The sequence below is a fragment of the Actinoplanes hulinensis genome (genome assembly GCF_019429605.1).
GTDB classification, from domain to species: Bacteria; Actinomycetota; Actinomycetes; order Mycobacteriales; family Micromonosporaceae; genus Actinoplanes; species Actinoplanes campanulatus.
In genome coordinates this window covers 1-17809 of sequence record NZ_JAHXZI010000018.1, presented here as the reverse complement: position 1 = coordinate 17809, position 17809 = coordinate 1, and the positions used below count along the sequence as shown (strand labels likewise).

Sequence of the window (17809 nt, the reverse complement as noted above, 5' to 3'; positions counted from 1 at the left end):
GGGGCGGGCGCCGGTGGGCTCGGCCGCCCCCGGCCGTGCCGCGGTCGGTGGCCGCGCCTCGGTAGGCGCCGCTCCGGTCGGCGGCCGTGCCTCGGTGGGCGGTGCGTCCATCGGTGGCCGTGCCTCCGTGCCACCGGGCGGCGGTGGGCCTCCTGGCGGTGGTGGTGGATCCGGCGGCTCCAGTGGGTCCGGCGGCAAGAGGCCCCGCAGCAAGGCCGACAAGAAGTACCGGCGCGCCAACATCCTGACCGCGGCCGCCGCCGTGCTGGTCATCATGCTCGGCGTCGGCATCGTCGGCGGCACCTACTTCTTCGACGACGTCAAGCTGAAGACGCCGGAGGCGGAGTCGCAGATGAACATCATCTACGACGCCACCGGCAGGAACGTCCTCGCGAAAGAGGGCGAACCCCGGATCAACGTGCCGTACCAGCAGATCAGCGAAGTCATGATGAACGCTGTGGCGGCCGCCGAGGACAAGAACTTCTGGACGCACAACGGCATCGACATGAAGGGCATCGCCCGCGCCGCGTGGAACAACTTCACCGGCGGCGACCGGCAGGGCGCTTCGACCATCACCCAGCAGTACGCACGGCACGTCGCTGACGAGAAGGACATCAGCTACAGCCGCAAGCTGCGCGAGGCGGTGCTCGCCCGCAAGCTCGAGTCGGATTACGACAAAAAAGAGATCATGGGCATGTACCTGAACTACATCGATCTCGGTGAGGGACGGTACGGCGTCGAGGCGGCGGCCCAGGGTTACTTCAACAAGTCGGTGAAGACGGGCACCCCCAAGGAAAAGGCGATCAACGTATACGAGGCGGCGGTGCTTGCGTCGATCATCAAGCAGCCCTACCCGAACGACGCACACCGCGGCTACGACCCGAACCACAACCCGGAAGCCGCCAAGGAGCGGTGGGAATACACCCTGGCCAACATGTACGAGATGGGCAAGATCTCGAAGGCCGAGTACGACGCCCGGAAGTACCCGAAGGTCAATCCGATTGTGAAAGCCGGCTCTAAGAAGACCCCCGACCAGAAGCCGGTCGGCATGGTTCTGCGGCACGTGAAGTACGAGCTGAACAAGCTCGGCATCAAGGAGGAGGCGCTCCAGAAGGGCGGCTTCACCATCACCACCACGATCAACCCGAAGGTGCAGAAGGCCGCGGAGGCGGCCGGGTCGAGGCTGAGCAAGACCTCGCCGATGTACAAGCGGCCGAAGACCTACCAGGCCGCGGTGATCGGTATCGACCCGACCAACGGCGAGGTGCTCGGGTACTACGGCGGTGACGACCCGAACGGCATCGACTACGCCGGCTACATGTCCGGTGACGGCAGTGGCGTTCCGGCGAACGGTGGTCAGTCCCCGGGCTCGACCTTCAAGATCTACACCCTGGCGGCCGGCCTGAAGGAGGACATCTCCTTCAAGACGATCTGGGACGGTACGAAGGAGAAGGTCGGCGGCGGCGAGATCAGCAACGCCGGCGCGGACATCGGTCAGATCTGTGGGGGCAAGAAGACCCACTGTGACCTGGAGACGGCGACCATCAAGTCGTACAACTTCCCGTTCTACTGGATCGCGGAAGGCATCGGCCAGGACAAGGTCATCGCGGCCGCCAACGCCGCCGGTGTCGGCACCATGTGGAACGACGACGGCAAGAAGATCGACCTGGACAACACCAAGGCCGCCACGTGGAAGAACAACTTCGACAACGAGGTCGCGTTCGGGCAGTACCGGGTGGTTCCGCTGGAGCACGCCGAGGGTGTCGCCACCATCGTGAACGAGGGTGTGCACCACGAGGCGCACTTCATCAAGACGATCAAGCAGCGCGACGGGAAGACCGGCATCGAGAAGGTCATCCACAGCGCGGACAAGGGCGGCAACCGGGTCTTCGCCGCCGACAAGATGTCCGACCTGCTCGGTGTCCTCTCCGAGATCCCGAAGGCGGCCAACAACACCATCAGCGGCCGTGAGTCGGTCGGCAAGAGTGGCACCTGGGAGGTCGAGGTCAAAGGCGAGAGCCTGAACGGCGACACCTGGTTCGTCGGTGGCATCCCGCAGTTGGCCGCGACCGTCTGGGTCGGTGGCTCCGGCAACCGTGTCTCGCTGAAGGAGGCCGACGGCGGTCCGATGTTCGGCTCCGGCACCCCCGCCGCCATCTGGGAAGAGTTCATCGAGACCACGGCCGAGGCGATGAAGTGGGAGGAGAAGGACTTCCCCGAGCGCATCCCGACCGGTAACCCGGAAAGCGAGTACGCCAACGGTGTCGCCCCGGTCGAGGTGCCCACGACCGACCAGAACAGCCAGTTCTGTCAGACCTTCCCGAACAACCCGCTGTGCCAGATCAACGGCGGTCCCGCCGGCCCCGGCGGGAACAACGGTGGCCCGAACGGTGGCAACAACACCGGAAACGGCAACCAAGACGGCAACGAAGACGGCGATTGACGCCCCGGATCGTTGACAACGGCGCCCACCTCGTCGAGGTGGGCGCCGTTTCGTATGGGGCACCTGTGAAGATCGGGACGCCGCGGTGGCCTGTCACCCCTCGCGGCGGTTGATGCGGCATGATGCCAAGACATGAGCGCCCAACCGCCCACCGATCGGCCTGACGTCGCGAATGCCACCTCCGACGGTTTCGTGCGGGGACTCTCCCAAGCCATCGGCGGCCCACTCGGCGCGCACGCCGTGCCACCGGGCTCCCGGCCCGGCCGGTTCTGGACCGCGCCGCGCATCGTGATGGCGCTGGCCTGCCTGGTCCTGGCGCTCTCCTGGGTGCAGAAGTCACCCTGCATGGACGGCAACTGGCAGAACAACGTCCAGTACACCCGGTACTGCTACACCGACGTGCTGGCGCTGTACTACGCCGAGGGCCTGAACGAGGGCAAGGTGCCCTACGTCGACCATCCGGTCGAGTACCCGGTGGTCACCGGCTACTTCATGGGCGCGCTGGGGCTGCCGGTGCACGCCTACGGGGCGAGCCACCCGAACATCAACCAGGGCAGCTGGTTCTACAACGTCAACGCGCTGGTGCTCTGCCTGTTCGCGGTCCTCAGCGTCGCCGTGGTCCTGGCATTGCGCCGGCGTCGGCCATGGGACGCGGCGATCCTCGCTGTCTCCCCGATCGTGCTGGTCACCGCCACGATCAACTGGGACTTCCTGGCCATCGGACTGTTCGCTCTCGGCCTGTTCCTCTGGGCCCGACGGTATCCGGTCGGGGCCGGGGTGCTCTTCGGGCTGGGCGCGGCGGCCAAACTGTGGCCGCTGTTCATCCTCGGGCCGATCCTCATCGTGGCGCTGCGTACCGGGCGGTTGCGTCCGTTCTTCAGTGCGTTCTTCGCCACCGGCGTGACCTGGCTGCTGGTCAACCTGCCGGTCATGGTCTTCTGGCACGAGAGCTGGCTGCGGTTCTTCCGGCTCAACTCCGAGCGGCCGGTCGACTGGGGCACGTTCTGGTACATCGGGCGTTACCTGGACGGGAAGTGGAACGCGGGCACGGTGGGCGACCAGGGCCCGTTCCAGTGGCTCAGCGACCACATCCCGACCCTCAACTACCTTTCGTACGCGCTCTTCGGTCTCTCCTGTGTGGGCATTCTGCTGCTGGGCCTGCTCGCCCCGCGCCGTCCGCGGATCAGCCAGCTCGCCTTCCTCGTGGTCGCCGCCTTCCTGATCTTCAGCAAGGTCTGGTCCCAGCAGTACGTGCTCTGGCTGCTCCCGCTGATCGCACTGGCCCGTCCCAAGTGGGGTGCCGTCATCGCGTGGACCATCGCCGAGATCGGCTATCTGGCCGCCTTCTACGCCGAGCTGATGGGCGCCGGCGGCAAGACCGTCATCCCGGAGGGCACCTTCGTCCTGGCCTCCACCTTCCGCCTGGTCACCGTGGCGGTGCTGTTCTTCCTGGTGGCCCGCGAGATCTGGCGGCCGGAACTGGACGACGTCCGGCGCTCCTACGGCGGCGCGGACCCGGACGCCGGCCCACTCGACGGCCCGGAGGCCTCCTGGCTCACCGGGTTCCGCGGCTACTTCCGGGTGGGCCCGTCCCAGGAGGCGCCGGTCCTGCCGGACGAGCCCAGCCCGGCCGTTCAGTTGAGGTAGAAGACCACGGCGTCCGGGAGATCCTCCCGGCGGATCTGCAACGCGTCCACCGGCAGGTCGACGGCGTCCTCCCAGGAGGTGCCGGCCACCTGGTCACGCAGGAGCAGAACCTTCCGGACGCCGATCGACTCCAGGTACTCGATGCTGGTCGCGTCCGGGAAGCCGGCCGCCTTGGCGCGCAACTCGTTCTGCTGGGCCGCGTTGAAACCGCCGCCGCCGTTGGCGATCTGCTGGAACCGCGAGGTGGTCCACAGCTGCACGGTCTGATCGGTCAGGTCGGCGGTGGGCAGGACCAGCATCGGGCCGGGGACGGTACGCAGGGCGGGCGGTTGCGCGGCCACCTGCGGGTGTGCCGTGGTGTTCCAGCCCTCCAGCGCCACCAGGATCAGTGGGACAAGGGTGGCCAGGCGCAGCCATGGGCCGGGCCACGGTGGGATCCGCTGAGCGGCCCAGTGCTCGATCCGGCGGACGAAATCGTCCACGGCGCCCGCCGCCAGGATCGCCAGCAGCAGGGTCACCCAGAGCATCAGGCGGCCCGGGATGCGCAGGTCGAACGCGGCCGGGAAGTGGCCGAACACCGGAAGGTACGTCCAGTGGCCGCCGAAGAAGTTGGTCCCCAGGGTGAGGATCACCGTGACCGCGAGACCGAGGATCAGCAGCGCGCGGTGCCGCAGCCGCCACACCGAGAGGAACAGGCCGGCCAGGGCCAGGGCGTACAGCGCGAAACCGGGAAGCAGGGACATCTCGGCGGCCCAGCCGAGCGAGGCCCGTGGGGTGGCGTGTGCGGCACCCCAGACGCGGGACTCGGCCGGGCCGATCAGCAGACTCCGCAACGGTGGCGAGAAGAAGGTGATCTCCTCGATCCGTGAGCCGGTGTCCTTGAGCCGGATGTACGGCACGGCCATCAGGATGCCGACGGACAGGAAGATCGTCGCGCCCAGGATGTTGATGTTGGTGAGCAGCCAGCCGATGGCCGGTTTCCGCTCCGGTCTGGGCGGGCCCGCCAGGTAACGGCCCAGACTGATCCACCGTCGCCGGGGTGGGCTCTCCAGCACATCGGTACGCGGTGCCGGTGACGTGGCCTTGCCCACCTCCATCGACGCGGCCACCTGAACCTCGGACCTCGGCCCGCCGAGCGCCGGCGGATCGGTCACCGGCGGCGTCTCCGGCCCGGTCACGCCCGGCTTCAGCGGAGCCGCCACCGGCCGCACCTCCGGCTCGGGTCCGTCAGCCTTGGACGCCGCTTTCACGGAGGCGCCGGCCGGGGCCGCCGGCACAGCCGACTTTGCCGCCTCGACCGGGCCGGCCGGTGCCGCGCGCCGGCCACGCCGCAGGCTCCAGCGCCGTCCGGGCACCGCCGCGGCGCGCTTCTTCCGCCGGGACTGGCGGAAACCGCTGATCAACCCGGTGACGACCAGCGTGATCAGGATCAGGCCCAGTGCGTACGCGAAAGGAATGCCCAGGGAGAAGCCGAGCGTGAGTTGCCAGATCGCCACCAGCCACCCGGTGACGGCCCAGGCGGCGCGCCGGCGCCCGGACCGGAAGCCGTAGCGGAGTGAATAGCCGTGCCCCCGCGCGAGCATGGCCAGCGCCAGCGGGATGGCGCCCGCCGAGATGATGTTGAGATGCCCCTCCTGGGCCAGCCGCCACGGCGCGTAGGCGAACGCGACCGCCGCCACCGCCGCACCGGTGGGCCGGGCGCCGAGCTGGCGGACCAGGGCGTAGGCGCCGATCAGCAGTAGTGCGTGGGCCAGTACGAACAGGATGTTGTACCGCAGGATCGCGGCACTCGGGCCGTCGCCGAGCATCCCGGCGAACGCATACCCGAACAGGCTGTCGCCGAAGGCGAAGCTGTCCTTCTGCGGGTAGTAGGCGTTCGACTGCCACAGCCGGGCCGGGTCGTCGATCACCGCGTGCCCGGCCCAGGCGACGCGCCACGCCTGGCGGGTCGGGTCGCCGAGGTCCTGCGGCAGGGTGTGCATCGGATAGCGCAGGGTGGGCCAGGTCATCATCACGGCGAGCAGGCAGCCGGCGTAGACGACGAGCGCGTACTCGTGGACCACCGACCGGCTCAGCGCCCGCAGCGCCCGCCGGAGGAGGCCGGGTGGCTGCTGCGGGATCGCGGCGAAGACGCTCCACGGATCCGGTGGCGCGCCGGGCGGGCGGGCGTCCTTCGCCGTCGGCGACTTCTCCGTCGCCGGCGTGCCCGCCTTCTTCTCCAGTGTCCCGGCCTTGGCGGCGGGTGCGGCCTTCTCGGAAGTCCCGGTCTTCGCTTCGGGTGTGGTCTTCTCCGAGCGGCCGACCTTGTCGCCGGGCGACTCCGCCCTACCGTCGCCGGGTTTGTTCTTCGTGTTCACCGGCGTGGTCGCGCGCCGCGACGGCAGGAGCCCGAGCAACCGCCGCGGCCCACGGCGCGCGGAAGTCTCCGCGGCGGCCACGGACGACTTCGGTTGCGGCTGCTCGGTCATGACCCTCCCGGTGGCCCTACGTCAGCTGCCCGCCCGCTCCCGCAGAAGGGCGATGTCGGCGGTCTGCCCCTCCACCCCGCCCGGCGTCTCCACAATGGCGGGAGCACCGGAAGCCCGGATCGCGGCCACCACCAACTCGGGATCGATCTTCCCACTGCCGATGTTGTCGTGGCGGTCCTGGCCGGAGTCGAATCCACCCTTCGAATCGTTGGCGTGGATCAGGTCGATCCGCCCGGTGATCGACTTGATCCGGTCGACGATGCCGGTCAGATCCTCCCCGCCCGCGAACGCATGGCAGGTGTCCAGGCAGAACCCGGCCCCGAAGCGACCGACCTCGTCCCACAGACGGGCCAGATCATCGAAACGGCGGGCGCACGCGTTGTCCCCACCCGCGGTGTTCTCGATCAGCACCGGGAGCGGGAGGCCGCCTTCGCTCTCCGCATACTCGAAGGCCTTTCGCCAGTTCGTGAAGCCGGCGGTGAGATCGGCGCCCGCGCCGACGTGCCCGCCGTGCACGATCAGGCCCTTCGCGCCCAGCTCGGCGGCGGCGCGGGCGTGCGCCATCAGCAGTTTGCGGCTGGGGATGCGGATCCGGTTGTTCGGCGAGGCGACATTCACGATGTACGGCGCATGCACGAACACCTCCACCTCGGAAGCCCGGATCCGCTCCGCGTCCTCGCGTGGTTTGGGCGAGTTGTATTTCTGCGGGTCGGTCAGGAAGAACTGGACGGCGTCGGCCCCGCGGGCGGCGGCCTCGGCCAGCGGGTCGGCGGAATCGACATGGGCTCCGATGCGCATGGAACGAGCCTACGACGCGGGTACGACGCTCTCCCGCCGCGTCACCGGCCTCCGCCGCCCCTCGTTAGCTCATTGATCACGCTTGACGAATTGCCGGGCCCGCCCGGCGGTGGACTAGGGGATGGTGCATGTCGCGGCAGTTCCGATACCGGATGGCGGCGCTGGGGTTGAGCGCGTTGATCTTCGGCGTGCCGCTGCTCACGAACGGGACGGCGAGTGCCGAACAGCTCGAAGGGAACGATCGCCAGGTCAGTTTCGGCGGCGGTGGGATGCTCGGCCTGTCCTGCGGGTCGAAGCCGAGCGTCGAGTCGATGACGGTGCCGGCCAGCAGCGTCGTCCGGGTCGTCAACCAGACCGGGCACGACGCCCAGCTCAAGCTCGCCGGCTCACCGAAGGGCACCATTCCGGCGGACGGCACGGCCGAGGTAGTGTTCCGGCGCGGCACCACCGAGGTGCTGCTCACGCCGGACTGCCCACTCGATGAGAATCCGGTTCCGATGCTGGTCACGGCCACCACGCCGGCGGACTCCACGGCCCAGTCCGACCCGGCTCCGGCCCCCACCGACGGGAACGGCGCCGGGGTGACGATGGCGAAACCGGCCGGACCGGGATCACCGGCGCACTCCCGTACCTTCGGCTCGACCCTGCCCGATGGGCTGGCGCCGCATTCGCGCCCGGACCGGACCTCGCCGAAGTCCGCGCGCCCGGGGGACCGTCACCCCTCCGACCCGAGGCCGGCCACCGCGATGCGGAACGTGAACATCGCGGCGCAGGCCCTGCCGCAGGGCGGCGTCGCACCGCGGATCAAAGACAAGATCATCAGGGGTACGGGGATCGGCGCGCCCGCGTTCGCCGGCATGCCGCCCGGAGACCGGAGGACGATCCTGCCCGACGCCGTCACCGCGCCGCGGCCCCCGGCCCGGGAGGACGTCGCCCCGCCCACGATGGCCGGGGCGGGGGCGCCGGCCACCGATACGGCCGGGACGGGCAGTTTCGCGGCCGCCGAGCCGATCGCCGCGGTGGGCCGGATCGACGAGGGACACCCGCTCGGCCTGCTGGGCCTGACCGCACTGGTCTGCGTTCTGGGCGTGGCGACTGCCGCGATTCGGGCAATCGCGTCACAACGTGCATCTCGTACAAATATGGTCTAAGCTCGTCCTTGCAAGCTCCGCGGGGCGTGCGCGCCCAACCTCATCGGTGTGGTCGTTCCTCCCCAGGTCCCACCCAACGAATCGGGACGGGCGCCCCGCGGCTCCCGTCGACGGCCCCGTCCACCCGGACGGGGCCGTCGTTTTTGGCATGGCGGCCTGCGTGGGTATGCTGGCTCGGTTCGCAGTGTGTCCGCCGTGGGCGCTTCTCTCCCACGGCTTTCCTTCTGCGTTCGACACAAGACCTCCTGCCACGGAAATACCGTGGCCGCATAGCCCACAGGAGGTGAGAACGTCTTGCGTCATTACGAACTCATGGTGATCCTCGACCCTTCGCTCGAGGAGCGCACCGTCGCCCCGTCGCTCGACCAGTACCTGAACGTGATCAGGACCGCGGGTGGCTCGGTGGAGAAGCTCGACATCTGGGGCCGTCGCCGGCTCTCGTTCGAGATCAACAAGAAGGCTGAAGGCATCTACGCGGTCGTCGACCTGCAGGCGACGCCCGAGGCCGTGGCCGAGCTGGACCGTCAGCTGCGGCTGAACGAGTCCATCCTGCGTACCAAGGTCATCCGTCCCGAGACCCGCTGAGGCGTTTTTGTCAGAGGGTCCTGAGACCCTTTGCGGCAACGACTGAAGCGGCGAGGAGAAGTTCATGGCAGGAGAAACCACCATCACGGTCGTCGGCAACCTGACCGACGACCCGGAGCTCCGTTTCACCCCTTCGGGTGCGGCGGTCGCCAAGTTCCGCATCGCTTCGACGCCGCGGACCTTGGATCGGCAAACGGGCGAATGGAAAGACGGCGAGCCACTCTTCCTCGCGTGCAACATCTGGCGTGACGCCGCCGAGCACGTCGCCGAGTCGCTGACACGTGGCGCTCGGGTGATCGTGCAGGGTCGGCTGCGCCAGCGGTCCTACGAGACCAAAGAGGGCGAGAAGCGCACCGTCTACGAGCTCGAGGTCGACGAGATCGGCCCGTCCCTGCGCTACGCCACGGCGAAGGTGCAGAAGGCGAGCAGGTCCGGCGGCGGCGGAGGGGGCGGTTTCGGCTCCTCCGGCGGTGGTGGCGGCAACCGGCAGTTCGGCGGCAACAGTGGCGGCGGTCGTGGCAACAGCAACGACTTCGACGACCCCTGGGCCACGGCTGCTCCGGCCGGCGGCGGCCGCTCCGGCGGTGGCGGCGGCAACTCCTCGTTCGACGACGAGCCTCCCTTCTGAGCCTCCGGGCTTTCCAGGATCACTAACAGGAGTTTGAGCAATGGCTAAGGCTGCGGCGCTTCGCAAGCCGAAGAAGAAGGTGAACCCGCTCGACAAGGACGGGATCACCTACATCGACTACAAGGACACCGCGCTCCTGCGGAAGTTCATCTCCGACCGCGGCAAGATTCGTGCCCGCCGCGTCACCGGTGTGACCTCCCAGCAGCAGCGGCAGATCGCCCGCGCGGTCAAGAACGCCCGTGAGATGGCGCTCCTGCCGTACACGGCCACGGCGCGCTGAGAGGGGGCACCGAGATGAAGATCATCCTCACTCAGGAAGTGTCCGGCCTCGGCACCCCCGGCGACATCGTCGAGGTGAAGAACGGCTACGGCCGCAACTACCTGCTCCCGCAGGGGTTCGCGATCCAGTGGACCAAGGGCGCCGAGAAGCAGGTCGTCGTGATCAAGCGGGCCCGCGAGGCTCGTGAGATCCGTGACCTGGGCCAGGCCAACGAGGTCAAGGGCCAGCTCGCCGGCCTCAAGGTCACGCTGAAGGCGCGCTCCGGCAACGGTGGCCGCCTCTTCGGCTCGATCACCCCGGCCGAGATCGTCGACGCGGTCAAGGCCGCCGGCGGTCCGGCTCTCGACCGGCGTCGTCTCGAGCTCCCGGGTCACATCAAGACCACCGGCTCGTACAACGTGCAGGTCAAGCTGCACCCCGAGGTGACCGCGACGTTCCCCGTGAACGTGGTGGCCGCCAAGTAGTCTCCGCACTACGCGGAAAGGCGCTCCGGGCTCGCCCGGGGCGCCTTTCGTGTTCCCCGGCCGTCAGCCGGCTAGCTGAGGCTGTTGCCGGTGATGGCGGAACTCAGCACGGTGGCCAGACCGCCACCCACCACGGCCGCCGCCAGGCCGATGCTCGGCGACTTCCAGGCCGTCGTCGCCGACCGCAGGCCGAAGGCCACCAGCATGCTCAGCACGAGCGCGATGCCGAACTCGGGCGCGGCGCCGGCCAGCGTGTCCAGCGCGGTCGAACGCTGCCCGCTGTTCAGCAGGAACATCGCCAGGACGAAGAGCACGACCGGTACGCCATACCACACGACGGTGTAGCCGACCGCGGCCAGCGGGCTGCTGACCTTCTGCTCTTCCTCGTCGTCATTCGGGTCCAGCAGGTCGGGTGAGCGGCCGGCGAGGAGATCGCCGCTCATCGGCCGCCGCTCGTACGATCCGGTGCCCTGGAAAGCGCCCGTGGAACGCCGTGGCGGCCACGAAGTGTCGTCCCCGGTAGGGGAGCCCCCCTCCGGGGTGGTTGAGATCACTGACGTGGCGCTCAGGGCCAGATTCGACGCTCCGGCAACCGTGGCCGAGCCGCTTGGCCGAAAGGGAGGAAAGTCCGACGTGTCGTAACGGCGAGACTCGCCCTCGGCGAGATCATTCTGGCGGGACAGCTCCTGGCGCCAGTCGGTCTCACCGTCCTGCCCGGCGCTCCCTCGATAGTCGGCCCCGCGCCGGTTGGCGCGTTCGGCGGCGAGCCAGTCCGCCATGGGCGGGCGCTCACCGAAACCACCACCGGTGCCCTGGTCGCCGTAGCCACCCCGGCCGGACTGGTCCGCCAGCGGGTCCGGCCAGCGACCGGACAGGTCGCCGCCGCCGTACGCCGGCTTCTGCTGCTCCGACCAGGACGGCGTGCCGCCGCCGGCGGGCAGCGCCCGGGGGCCGCCGCTCCCGGCGGGATCTGTCCAGCGTGACCCGGCGTCACTGCCGGCGGGCAGGGCGCGGGCGCTGCCGTAGGCCGGTCCCTGCTGGGCCGGCCGCTGCCGCTCCTGCTCCAGCCAGGCGGGGCCGCTGGACGTCGGGGCGCTGGCTGACCGCTGCTGCCGTTCCTGGTCCAGCCAGGACGGGCCGCTCGAGGTCGGGGCGCTGGCTGACCGCTGCTGCCGTTCCTGGTCCAGCCAGGACGGGCCGCTCGAGGTCGGGGCGCTGGCTGACCGCTGCTGCCGTTCCTGGTCCAGCCAGGACGGGCCGCCGGCACCGCCGTACGCCGGGCCCTGGGGTTCCTGGAGCCGCTGACGTTCCTGTTCGAGCCAGGACAGCCCGCTCGACGTCGGCTCAGCGGCCGGGCTGCCGTAGCCGGAACGGCCGGGCGGCAGCTCACGGGGACCACCCCCGTAGGTGGGCTGCTCCGGGGCGGACGGTCCGGCCGGAAGCGCACCCGCCGGGGTGCCGTAGGGCCGTTGCTGCGGCGCTCCGCCGCGCGGCGGAGCGCCACGCTGTGGTTGTTCCTGCACCGACCACGACGGGTCGGACCAGGACGGAGGCTCCGGGCGCGACGGCTCGGACCAGGACGGCCCGGACTGCTGCGGGTACGACGGCTCCGAGCGCTGTGGATAACCCGGCCCCGGCTGTGGGTAGGACGGACCCGAGCTGCCGGCCGGAAGCTCACGCCGGCCGCCACCGTAGGGCTCGTCCCGGTACGCGGACCGGCGTGGCGCCTGGCCACCGGGATCCGACCACTGCGGCGGCCGTGGGCCCGGCCGGCCACCGGGCGGTGGATAGTCGTCGGGTTCGCGCCAGGGCTCCTGCGGGGCCCGCCGCGCCTCCGGGCCGATCGGCTCGTTCATGGACGTCTCGGGCGCACGCCGGCGGCCGCCGCTGCCGGTGGGGTACGGCTCCTCGGAGCGTCGCCGCCGACCCGCCTGAGTGTCGTCGACCGGGCTGATCGGCCCGGGCAGGGCGCTCCGTGGACGGCTGCCGGGCATGGCGCTCGTCGGCCAGGTCGCACCGGCCTCGGAGGGGCCGGGGACGGAGCTGCTCGGCAACGGCCCGCCGGGCACCCCACCGGTCGGTTCCGCACGCCGTGCGGGACGCCCGCCGTCACCGCGCGGCTCGTCCTCCTTCGTCGACTCGCGACGAGCCGCCTCGGCGCGCCAGGCGAGGACGCGTGGGTCGTCCTCCGCACGGCTCCACTGGCCGGTGTCCGGATCCCGGGTCCAGTTGCTGGTGTCCTGTTCCGCGTCCCAGGAGGCGGTGTCCTCGCGCCAGTTCGTCGGGTTGGCGTTGTAGCGCTGCTTGCCCGGCCGGGGCTCCGGCTGGGCGCGCTGTGCCGGCGGCTGCTCCGGCGGTGGCGGTGGGGGCTCGGCATACCGGCCGCGCTCACGGCGCGACGGCGGTGCGGACCGGGCGCCCCAGGTGGTCGCGTCCGGGGAGAGCGCCTGGTCGGAGACGGCCGGGATGCTGCCGGTGTCGGTGTGGCCGGCCCAGTTGTCGGCGTCGGCGCCGTTCGTCCAGCCGGTGCCACCGGCCGGGGCGCCGCCGGTCTCGGCGGCACGGCGGCGGCCGACCCGGGTGGGCCGCTCGGTGTAGTCCGCCTCCTGGCGCCAGGCCGCCCGGTCGTCCTCACGCACCAGGTGACGGGCGTCCTCGGCGGCCGAACGCTGCCAGCCGGGCGCCTCGGTCCGCTCCCAGCGCGGTATGCCAGTGGTGTTCTCCCCCGGCGGCGGGGTGTCGGAACGGTTCCAGGACGGGGCCCCGGGCTCCGCGCCCCGCCGACGGGACGGCAGTTGGGCGGAGGGCTGCTGCCACGACGGGGTCTGCTGGGGTTCCTGCCAGGAGGGCGTCTGCGTGGACGGCTGCTGCCAGGACGGGGTCTGCTGCGGCTGCTGCCAGGACGGTGCGGGGGCGGAAGGCTGCTGCCACGACGGTGCCGGGGCGGAAGGCTGCTGCCACGACGGTGCCGGGGCGGAGGATTGCTGCCACGACGGCGCCGGAGCGGAGGGCTGCTGCCGGTTCGGCGTCTGCGGTTGTTGCGGCTGCTGCCGGCTCGGTGTCTGCGCCGACGGCTGCTGCCACGACGGGTTGCTCTTCGACCAGGTCTGCTCGACCGGGCTGGTCACGGCCGGGCCGTCGGTGCGCCGCCAGGACGACGACGCGTCCGGATCGCTCTGGCGCCAGGACGACGACGTGTCGGGGTCGCTCCGGCGCCATGACGGCGTCTCGGCCTCCAACTCGGGGGTGGGCCACGCCGTACCGGGTATGGAGGGTTTCTCCCGCTCCGCGGCGGCCCGCTGCTCCTCCTCGTCCTCCCAGGCCTCGGTGGTGGAACGCCACACGTGGGACCCGGTGGACGACCGCCACTCGGTGGTCTGCCGCCAGCGCGCCCCGGTGGCCCGCCACTCGGCGGTCTCGGTGCGCCAGCCGACGCCGTCGGCCGGGAAGGTCGGCCGCCCGGTGGAGGTCACCTCGGAGGACCAGCGGTTGGCCGGCTCCACGGCCTGGCCGCCGCCACCCTGGTAGGGCTCGATCTCGGCCTGCTGCGCCCAGTCGTCGGCGCGCCGCTGCCAGGTCAGCGCCTCATCGCTGGGAGCCATGCTGCCGGTGTCGGTCAGAGAGGCCCAACGGGGCTCCGGCTCCGCGATCTCCGGTTCCCGGGTGGGCCAAGACCCCGCAGCGCGCCGACTGCGCGACATGCGGGTGCCGTAGTCCCACTCCCGTTGGTCCACCTGGAAAGGGTGACGTGCCTGAGACGGAACCGCAACGCCTCAGTGCGACGGCTTGCTCACCCGAGCCGGTATTTCCGCAGATCCAGAACCTTTTCTGCCCTCCACAGGTCAAAACTGCAAATCCCCTGCTCGGGTTCGTCGCCTCCGAGAGTTATCCACATGGTGTGCACAGGGCTACCCACAGGAGTCGCCGGTGCTGTCCACAGGTTGTCCAGAGACTCGTCCACCGGTGCAGTTGGCGGGTGGGTTGGTGATTCGTACAGTGGTCCAGCCTCACGTGCGGACTTTGGTCGGAGCGAACCACTGGATCCGGTGCCGGATCAGTCGAAAGAGATGTACCGAGGCGGTTCGATCGTGCGAGCGGCCATGGCCGAGTGGAGGGGGAGTCCGGGGTGTCGATCACCGACGACGCGAGGCCGGAGTCGCGGCCGCCGTCCCAGGGCGGTGGCGGCTCCTTCAACGGGGGCGGCGGCGGGAACGGCAAGGGCCCACAGGACGGTGGCGGCGGCAACTACGACAAGGCCCCACCCCAGGATGTGGCGGCTGAGCAGGGCGTCCTCGGTGGCATGTTGCTCTCCAAGGACGCGATCGCGGACGTCGTGGAGATCCTCAAGGTCACCGACTTCTACCGCCCGGTCCACGCGACGATCTACGACGTCATCCTCGATCTGTACGGGCGGGGCGAGCCGGCCGACGCCCTGACCGTCGCGGCGGCCCTCGCCGACTCCGGTGACCTCCAGCGCATCGGCGGTGTGCCGTACCTGCACACCCTGATCGAGAGCGTCCCCACCGCGGCGAACGCGGCCTATTACGCCCGGATCGTCTCCGAGCGGGCCATCCTCCGCCGCCTCGTCGAGGCCGGCACCAAGATCGTCCAGCTGGGCTACGGCGCGAACGGCCACGGCGGTCGCGATGTGGACGACATCGTCGACCTGGCCCAGCAGGCCATCTACGACGTGACCGAGAAACGGGTCAGCGAGGACTTCGCGGCCCTCGGCGACATGCTCCAGCCCACCCTCGACGAGATCGAGGCGGTCGGCGCCTCCGGTGGCGTGATGACCGGTGTGCCCACCGGCTTCCAGGACCTCGACCGCCTCCTCAACGGCCTGCACGCCGGTCAGCTGATCATCGTGGCCGGCCGTCCCGGTCTCGGTAAGTCGACCGCGAGCATGGACTTCGCCCGCAACGCCGCGATCCAGCACGGTCACGCCAGCGCCATCTTCTCGCTTGAAATGAGCAAGATCGAGATGGTGATGCGTCTGCTCTCCGCCGAGGCGCGGGTGCCGCTGCACACGCTGCGTTCCGGCCAGCTCTCCGACGACGACTGGACCAAGCTGGCCCGCCGGATGGGCGAGATCAGTCAGGCGCCGATCTTCGTGGACGACACGCCGAACATGAACCTCATGGAGATCCGGGCCAAGGCGCGCCGCCTCAAGCAGCGCCACAACCTGCGGCTCCTGGTGATCGACTATCTCCAGCTGATGTCCTCGCCGAAGAAGACCGAGAGCCGTCAGCAGGAGGTCTCGGAGCTCTCCCGTGGCCTGAAGCTGCTGGCCAAGGAGATCGAGTGCCCGGTGATCGCGGTCAGCCAGCTGAACCGTGGCCCCGAGCAGCGCACCGACAAGCGGCCCCAGCTCTCCGACCTGCGTGAGTCCGGCTCCATCGAGCAGGACGCCGACGTGGTCATCCTGCTGCACCGTGACGACTACTACGACAAGGAGTCGCCACGCGCGGGCGAGGCCGACTTCATCGTGGCCAAGCACCGTAACGGCCCCACCGACACCGTGACGGTGGCCGCTCAGCTGCACCTGTCGCGCTTCATCGACATGGCGATCTGAAAACGACATCTTCATCGGTACGGGCGTAGGGCCGCCCGAAGAAGAAAGTGGCCGGGCGCGGCGCGTAATTCGTCCGGGGTGGGGACGTGCGCCGCGCTTCTACGGACACGTGGTCTATTGGTCCTCGCTGTCCGGGCTGCGGTGATTGGTCACCAGACTTTCGATCTCGCGGGATTTGCCAGCAGAGGCGTGCTGGACCGTTTCCACGATGACGCGAGCCAGGGTTTCCACGTTCCATTCCCGGCAGGCCTGCTGGTCGAGGCGAAGGTCGACGAGACGGCCGTCCGCATCGACGGTGGCGTGGACGACGCCGTCCTCGGATTCGGCGCTCACCTGCATGGTGGCCAGGCTGCGCTGGAGTTCGTTCACTCCGGAACGCATCTCCTCATACTGGCCGTAGACGTCTTCCAGGTCGTTCCGCAGGGAGTGATCGGTGGTTCCAGTCACGGTTCTTCCTCCGTTCGCCGCGACGGTGGGGGGCGAGGAGACAATACCCAAGATCCGCGACGTTGCGTATTCCAGCAACTTCGTAACGCACACGAAAAGAGACGCCTATCGAAATAGTTCACTCTTAAGTAGTGATATGACTTCGTCTGGTAATTACTAAGAGTGATGAACGCCACCCTGTTGACAATTCAGCGAGCAAAAATCGACGAGTTCTTGCCGGGCAAAACGTGCATTCTGGAGCCGTGGGGCTTCGGAGCCGTCACTCTGAGTTTCGGGCGGGATCTTTGCCGGACAGCACGAAACCTTCTTGAAGAGGTCCGCCCGCGGAGTCGAGGGCAGCCAGCACGGCGGCGATGAGCGGCTCCCGGTCGCCGTCCACGACCACCGCCCGCTGGCCGGCCACGAGCCGTCCGGGAAGGTCCGGGTCCATCTCGCCGACGCGCCGGGGCAGCCATTTGCCGCGCGCCGACCACCGATTCCCGGCCAGGAGAAGGAAGTCGGAGGCCGCCAGCATCAGGGTCGCCGCCAGATAGGCGAGTTCCACCGGCTCGGTACAGCCGCGCAGATCGTCCACCAGATCGGTCAGCAGGTACCGCTGGTAGTCGACCGTCTCGGCGTCCGGCGCCGCCGGGCCGGCCGCCAGCAGTGCGGCGGCCCGCTTCTGGAAGGCCGTCGCCGCGCCGTCACCACCGGCCAGGATCACGCCGTCGGCCACCATCCGCAGCAGCGGAGTGCGTCGCCGCTCGGCGTCGACACCCCAGTAGTACTCGATCGAGGTGCCCGTCTGCACGAACAGCTCGACGACCCAGCCCTCGAACCGCAGCGTCTCCCGAAACGGGGCGGGCGGCCCGTCCAGAACCACGACGATGTCCAGATCCGACCACGGCGTCCGTCGCCCGGTCGGAGCACTCCCCCCGAGAAAGGCCGCAAGCACCCCCGGGAACCGCTCCCGCACCAGCCGCGCCGCCACATCCACCGGCCGATCACCAGACATGACCCACACCGTGGCACAACCCTCACAACGAGGCACCCCCATTACCCAGGCAGCCCAAGCCGGACCGAGCTGGGTGATGGGGCGTGTTCATTCCAGGGTGGCCCGTGGCGCCGTGATCGATCTTGTCCGGCTGGCTCCCAGAGCTGTTTCAACGGCCTCGAGACAGAGCTGACCCTGCTGGTCAATCGGTCCGCTGTCCGTTCCGCCGGCTCGTTTGCGCCGGCCAGCGCACACGTTACGGTTCCCGTGGTCGCCCGCCCGCGTCATAGCGGCAGGCCGGGCACACGGACGGCGCGACGTGAGCGCCCACCGGACCGGACAGCGCGGGCGGC

General features: G+C 69.8%; 13 protein-coding genes. 8 read left to right on the top strand and 5 right to left on the bottom strand.

Annotated features, from left to right (window positions below; translation table 11 throughout):
- The first annotated feature begins 13 nt into the window (after window positions 1-13).
- Together KZ829_RS30305 and KZ829_RS30300 are read left to right on the top strand one after the other, a co-directional pair.
- Window positions 14-2443, top strand: coding sequence for a transglycosylase domain-containing protein (locus KZ829_RS30305; RefSeq protein WP_308285724.1), 2430 nt, complete (start codon window positions 14-16; stop codon window positions 2441-2443).
- 132 nt (window positions 2444-2575) lie between these two features.
- Entirely contained in the window at window positions 2576-4090 is a 1515-nt protein-coding gene (locus KZ829_RS30300; protein ID WP_220147300.1) for a glycosyltransferase family 87 protein, read from the top strand.
- Here KZ829_RS30300 and KZ829_RS43410 read toward each other — a convergent pair.
- Window positions 4078-6558 (bottom strand): hypothetical protein, encoded by a 2481-nt coding sequence (locus KZ829_RS43410; RefSeq protein ID WP_246636535.1) that lies wholly within the window; start codon window positions 6556-6558, stop codon window positions 4078-4080. The two genes, KZ829_RS30300 and KZ829_RS43410, sit on opposite strands and share 13 nt — an antisense overlap.
- A gap of 21 nt (window positions 6559-6579) precedes the next feature.
- Complete coding sequence (locus KZ829_RS30290; protein WP_183226524.1) at window positions 6580-7356, bottom strand: deoxyribonuclease IV; 777 nt, start codon at window positions 7354-7356, stop codon at window positions 6580-6582.
- A gap of 128 nt (window positions 7357-7484) precedes the next feature.
- Here KZ829_RS30290 and KZ829_RS30285 point away from each other — a divergent pair, with 128 nt between their 5' ends.
- The 5 genes from KZ829_RS30285 (at window position 7485) to rplI (ending at window position 10464) form a co-directional block, all read left to right on the top strand.
- Complete coding sequence (locus KZ829_RS30285) at window positions 7485-8507, top strand: hypothetical protein (RefSeq protein ID WP_220147299.1); 1023 nt, start codon at window positions 7485-7487, stop codon at window positions 8505-8507.
- Between the two features lie 294 nt (window positions 8508-8801).
- On the top strand, window positions 8802-9092 hold the full coding sequence (rpsF, locus tag KZ829_RS30280) for a 30S ribosomal protein S6 (RefSeq protein ID WP_183226522.1): 291 nt from the start codon (window positions 8802-8804) through the stop codon (window positions 9090-9092).
- A 64-nt stretch (window positions 9093-9156) separates the two neighbouring features.
- Window positions 9157-9720, top strand: coding sequence for a single-stranded DNA-binding protein (locus tag KZ829_RS30275; RefSeq protein ID WP_183226521.1), 564 nt, complete (start codon window positions 9157-9159; stop codon window positions 9718-9720).
- A gap of 40 nt (window positions 9721-9760) precedes the next feature.
- Entirely contained in the window at window positions 9761-10000 is a 240-nt protein-coding gene (gene rpsR, locus KZ829_RS30270; protein ID WP_007073789.1) for a 30S ribosomal protein S18, read from the top strand.
- A gap of 14 nt (window positions 10001-10014) precedes the next feature.
- Entirely contained in the window at window positions 10015-10464 is a 450-nt protein-coding gene (rplI, locus tag KZ829_RS30265) for a 50S ribosomal protein L9 (protein WP_043529634.1), read from the top strand.
- A gap of 71 nt (window positions 10465-10535) precedes the next feature.
- Here rplI and KZ829_RS44185 read toward each other — a convergent pair whose 3' ends face one another.
- A complete protein-coding gene (locus KZ829_RS44185) occupies window positions 10536-14066 on the bottom strand; it encodes a hypothetical protein (protein ID WP_220147298.1) in 3531 nt (1176 codons plus the stop codon).
- A gap of 524 nt (window positions 14067-14590) precedes the next feature.
- Here KZ829_RS44185 and dnaB point away from each other — a divergent pair.
- Window positions 14591-16036, top strand: coding sequence for a replicative DNA helicase (dnaB, locus tag KZ829_RS30255; RefSeq protein WP_204296544.1), 1446 nt, complete (start codon window positions 14591-14593; stop codon window positions 16034-16036).
- 114 nt (window positions 16037-16150) lie between these two features.
- Here the strand turns inward: dnaB and KZ829_RS30250 are convergent, their stop codons facing one another.
- Together KZ829_RS30250 and KZ829_RS30245 are read right to left on the bottom strand one after the other, a co-directional pair.
- On the bottom strand, window positions 16151-16483 hold the full coding sequence (locus tag KZ829_RS30250; RefSeq protein WP_308285723.1) for a YbaB/EbfC family nucleoid-associated protein: 333 nt from the start codon (window positions 16481-16483) through the stop codon (window positions 16151-16153).
- A 259-nt stretch (window positions 16484-16742) separates the two neighbouring features.
- Window positions 16743-17477, bottom strand: coding sequence for a nucleotidyltransferase domain-containing protein (locus KZ829_RS30245; protein WP_220147297.1), 735 nt, complete (start codon window positions 17475-17477; stop codon window positions 16743-16745).
- Window positions 17478-17809: the final 332 nt, after the last annotated feature.

Excerpts from the sequence above, each read along its gene's own strand:
- rpsR (WP_007073789.1), top strand. The coding sequence starts at position 9,761 with ATGGCTAAGGCTGCGGCGCTTCGCAAGCCGAAGAAGAAGGTGAACCCG.
- KZ829_RS43410 (WP_246636535.1), bottom strand. The coding sequence starts at position 6,558 with ATGACCGAGCAGCCGCAACCGAAGTCGTCCGTGGCCGCCGCGGAGACT.
- KZ829_RS30290 (WP_183226524.1), bottom strand. The coding sequence starts at position 7,356 with ATGCGCATCGGAGCCCATGTCGATTCCGCCGACCCGCTGGCCGAGGCC.
- KZ829_RS30245 (WP_220147297.1), bottom strand. The coding sequence starts at position 17,477 with ATGTCTGGTGATCGGCCGGTGGATGTGGCGGCGCGGCTGGTGCGGGAG.
- KZ829_RS30300 (WP_220147300.1), top strand. The coding sequence starts at position 2,576 with ATGAGCGCCCAACCGCCCACCGATCGGCCTGACGTCGCGAATGCCACC.
- KZ829_RS30285 (WP_220147299.1), top strand. The coding sequence starts at position 7,485 with ATGTCGCGGCAGTTCCGATACCGGATGGCGGCGCTGGGGTTGAGCGCG.
- KZ829_RS30275 (WP_183226521.1), top strand. The coding sequence starts at position 9,157 with ATGGCAGGAGAAACCACCATCACGGTCGTCGGCAACCTGACCGACGAC.
- rplI (WP_043529634.1), top strand. The coding sequence starts at position 10,015 with ATGAAGATCATCCTCACTCAGGAAGTGTCCGGCCTCGGCACCCCCGGC.
- KZ829_RS44185 (WP_220147298.1), bottom strand. The coding sequence starts at position 14,066 with ATGGCTCCCAGCGATGAGGCGCTGACCTGGCAGCGGCGCGCCGACGAC.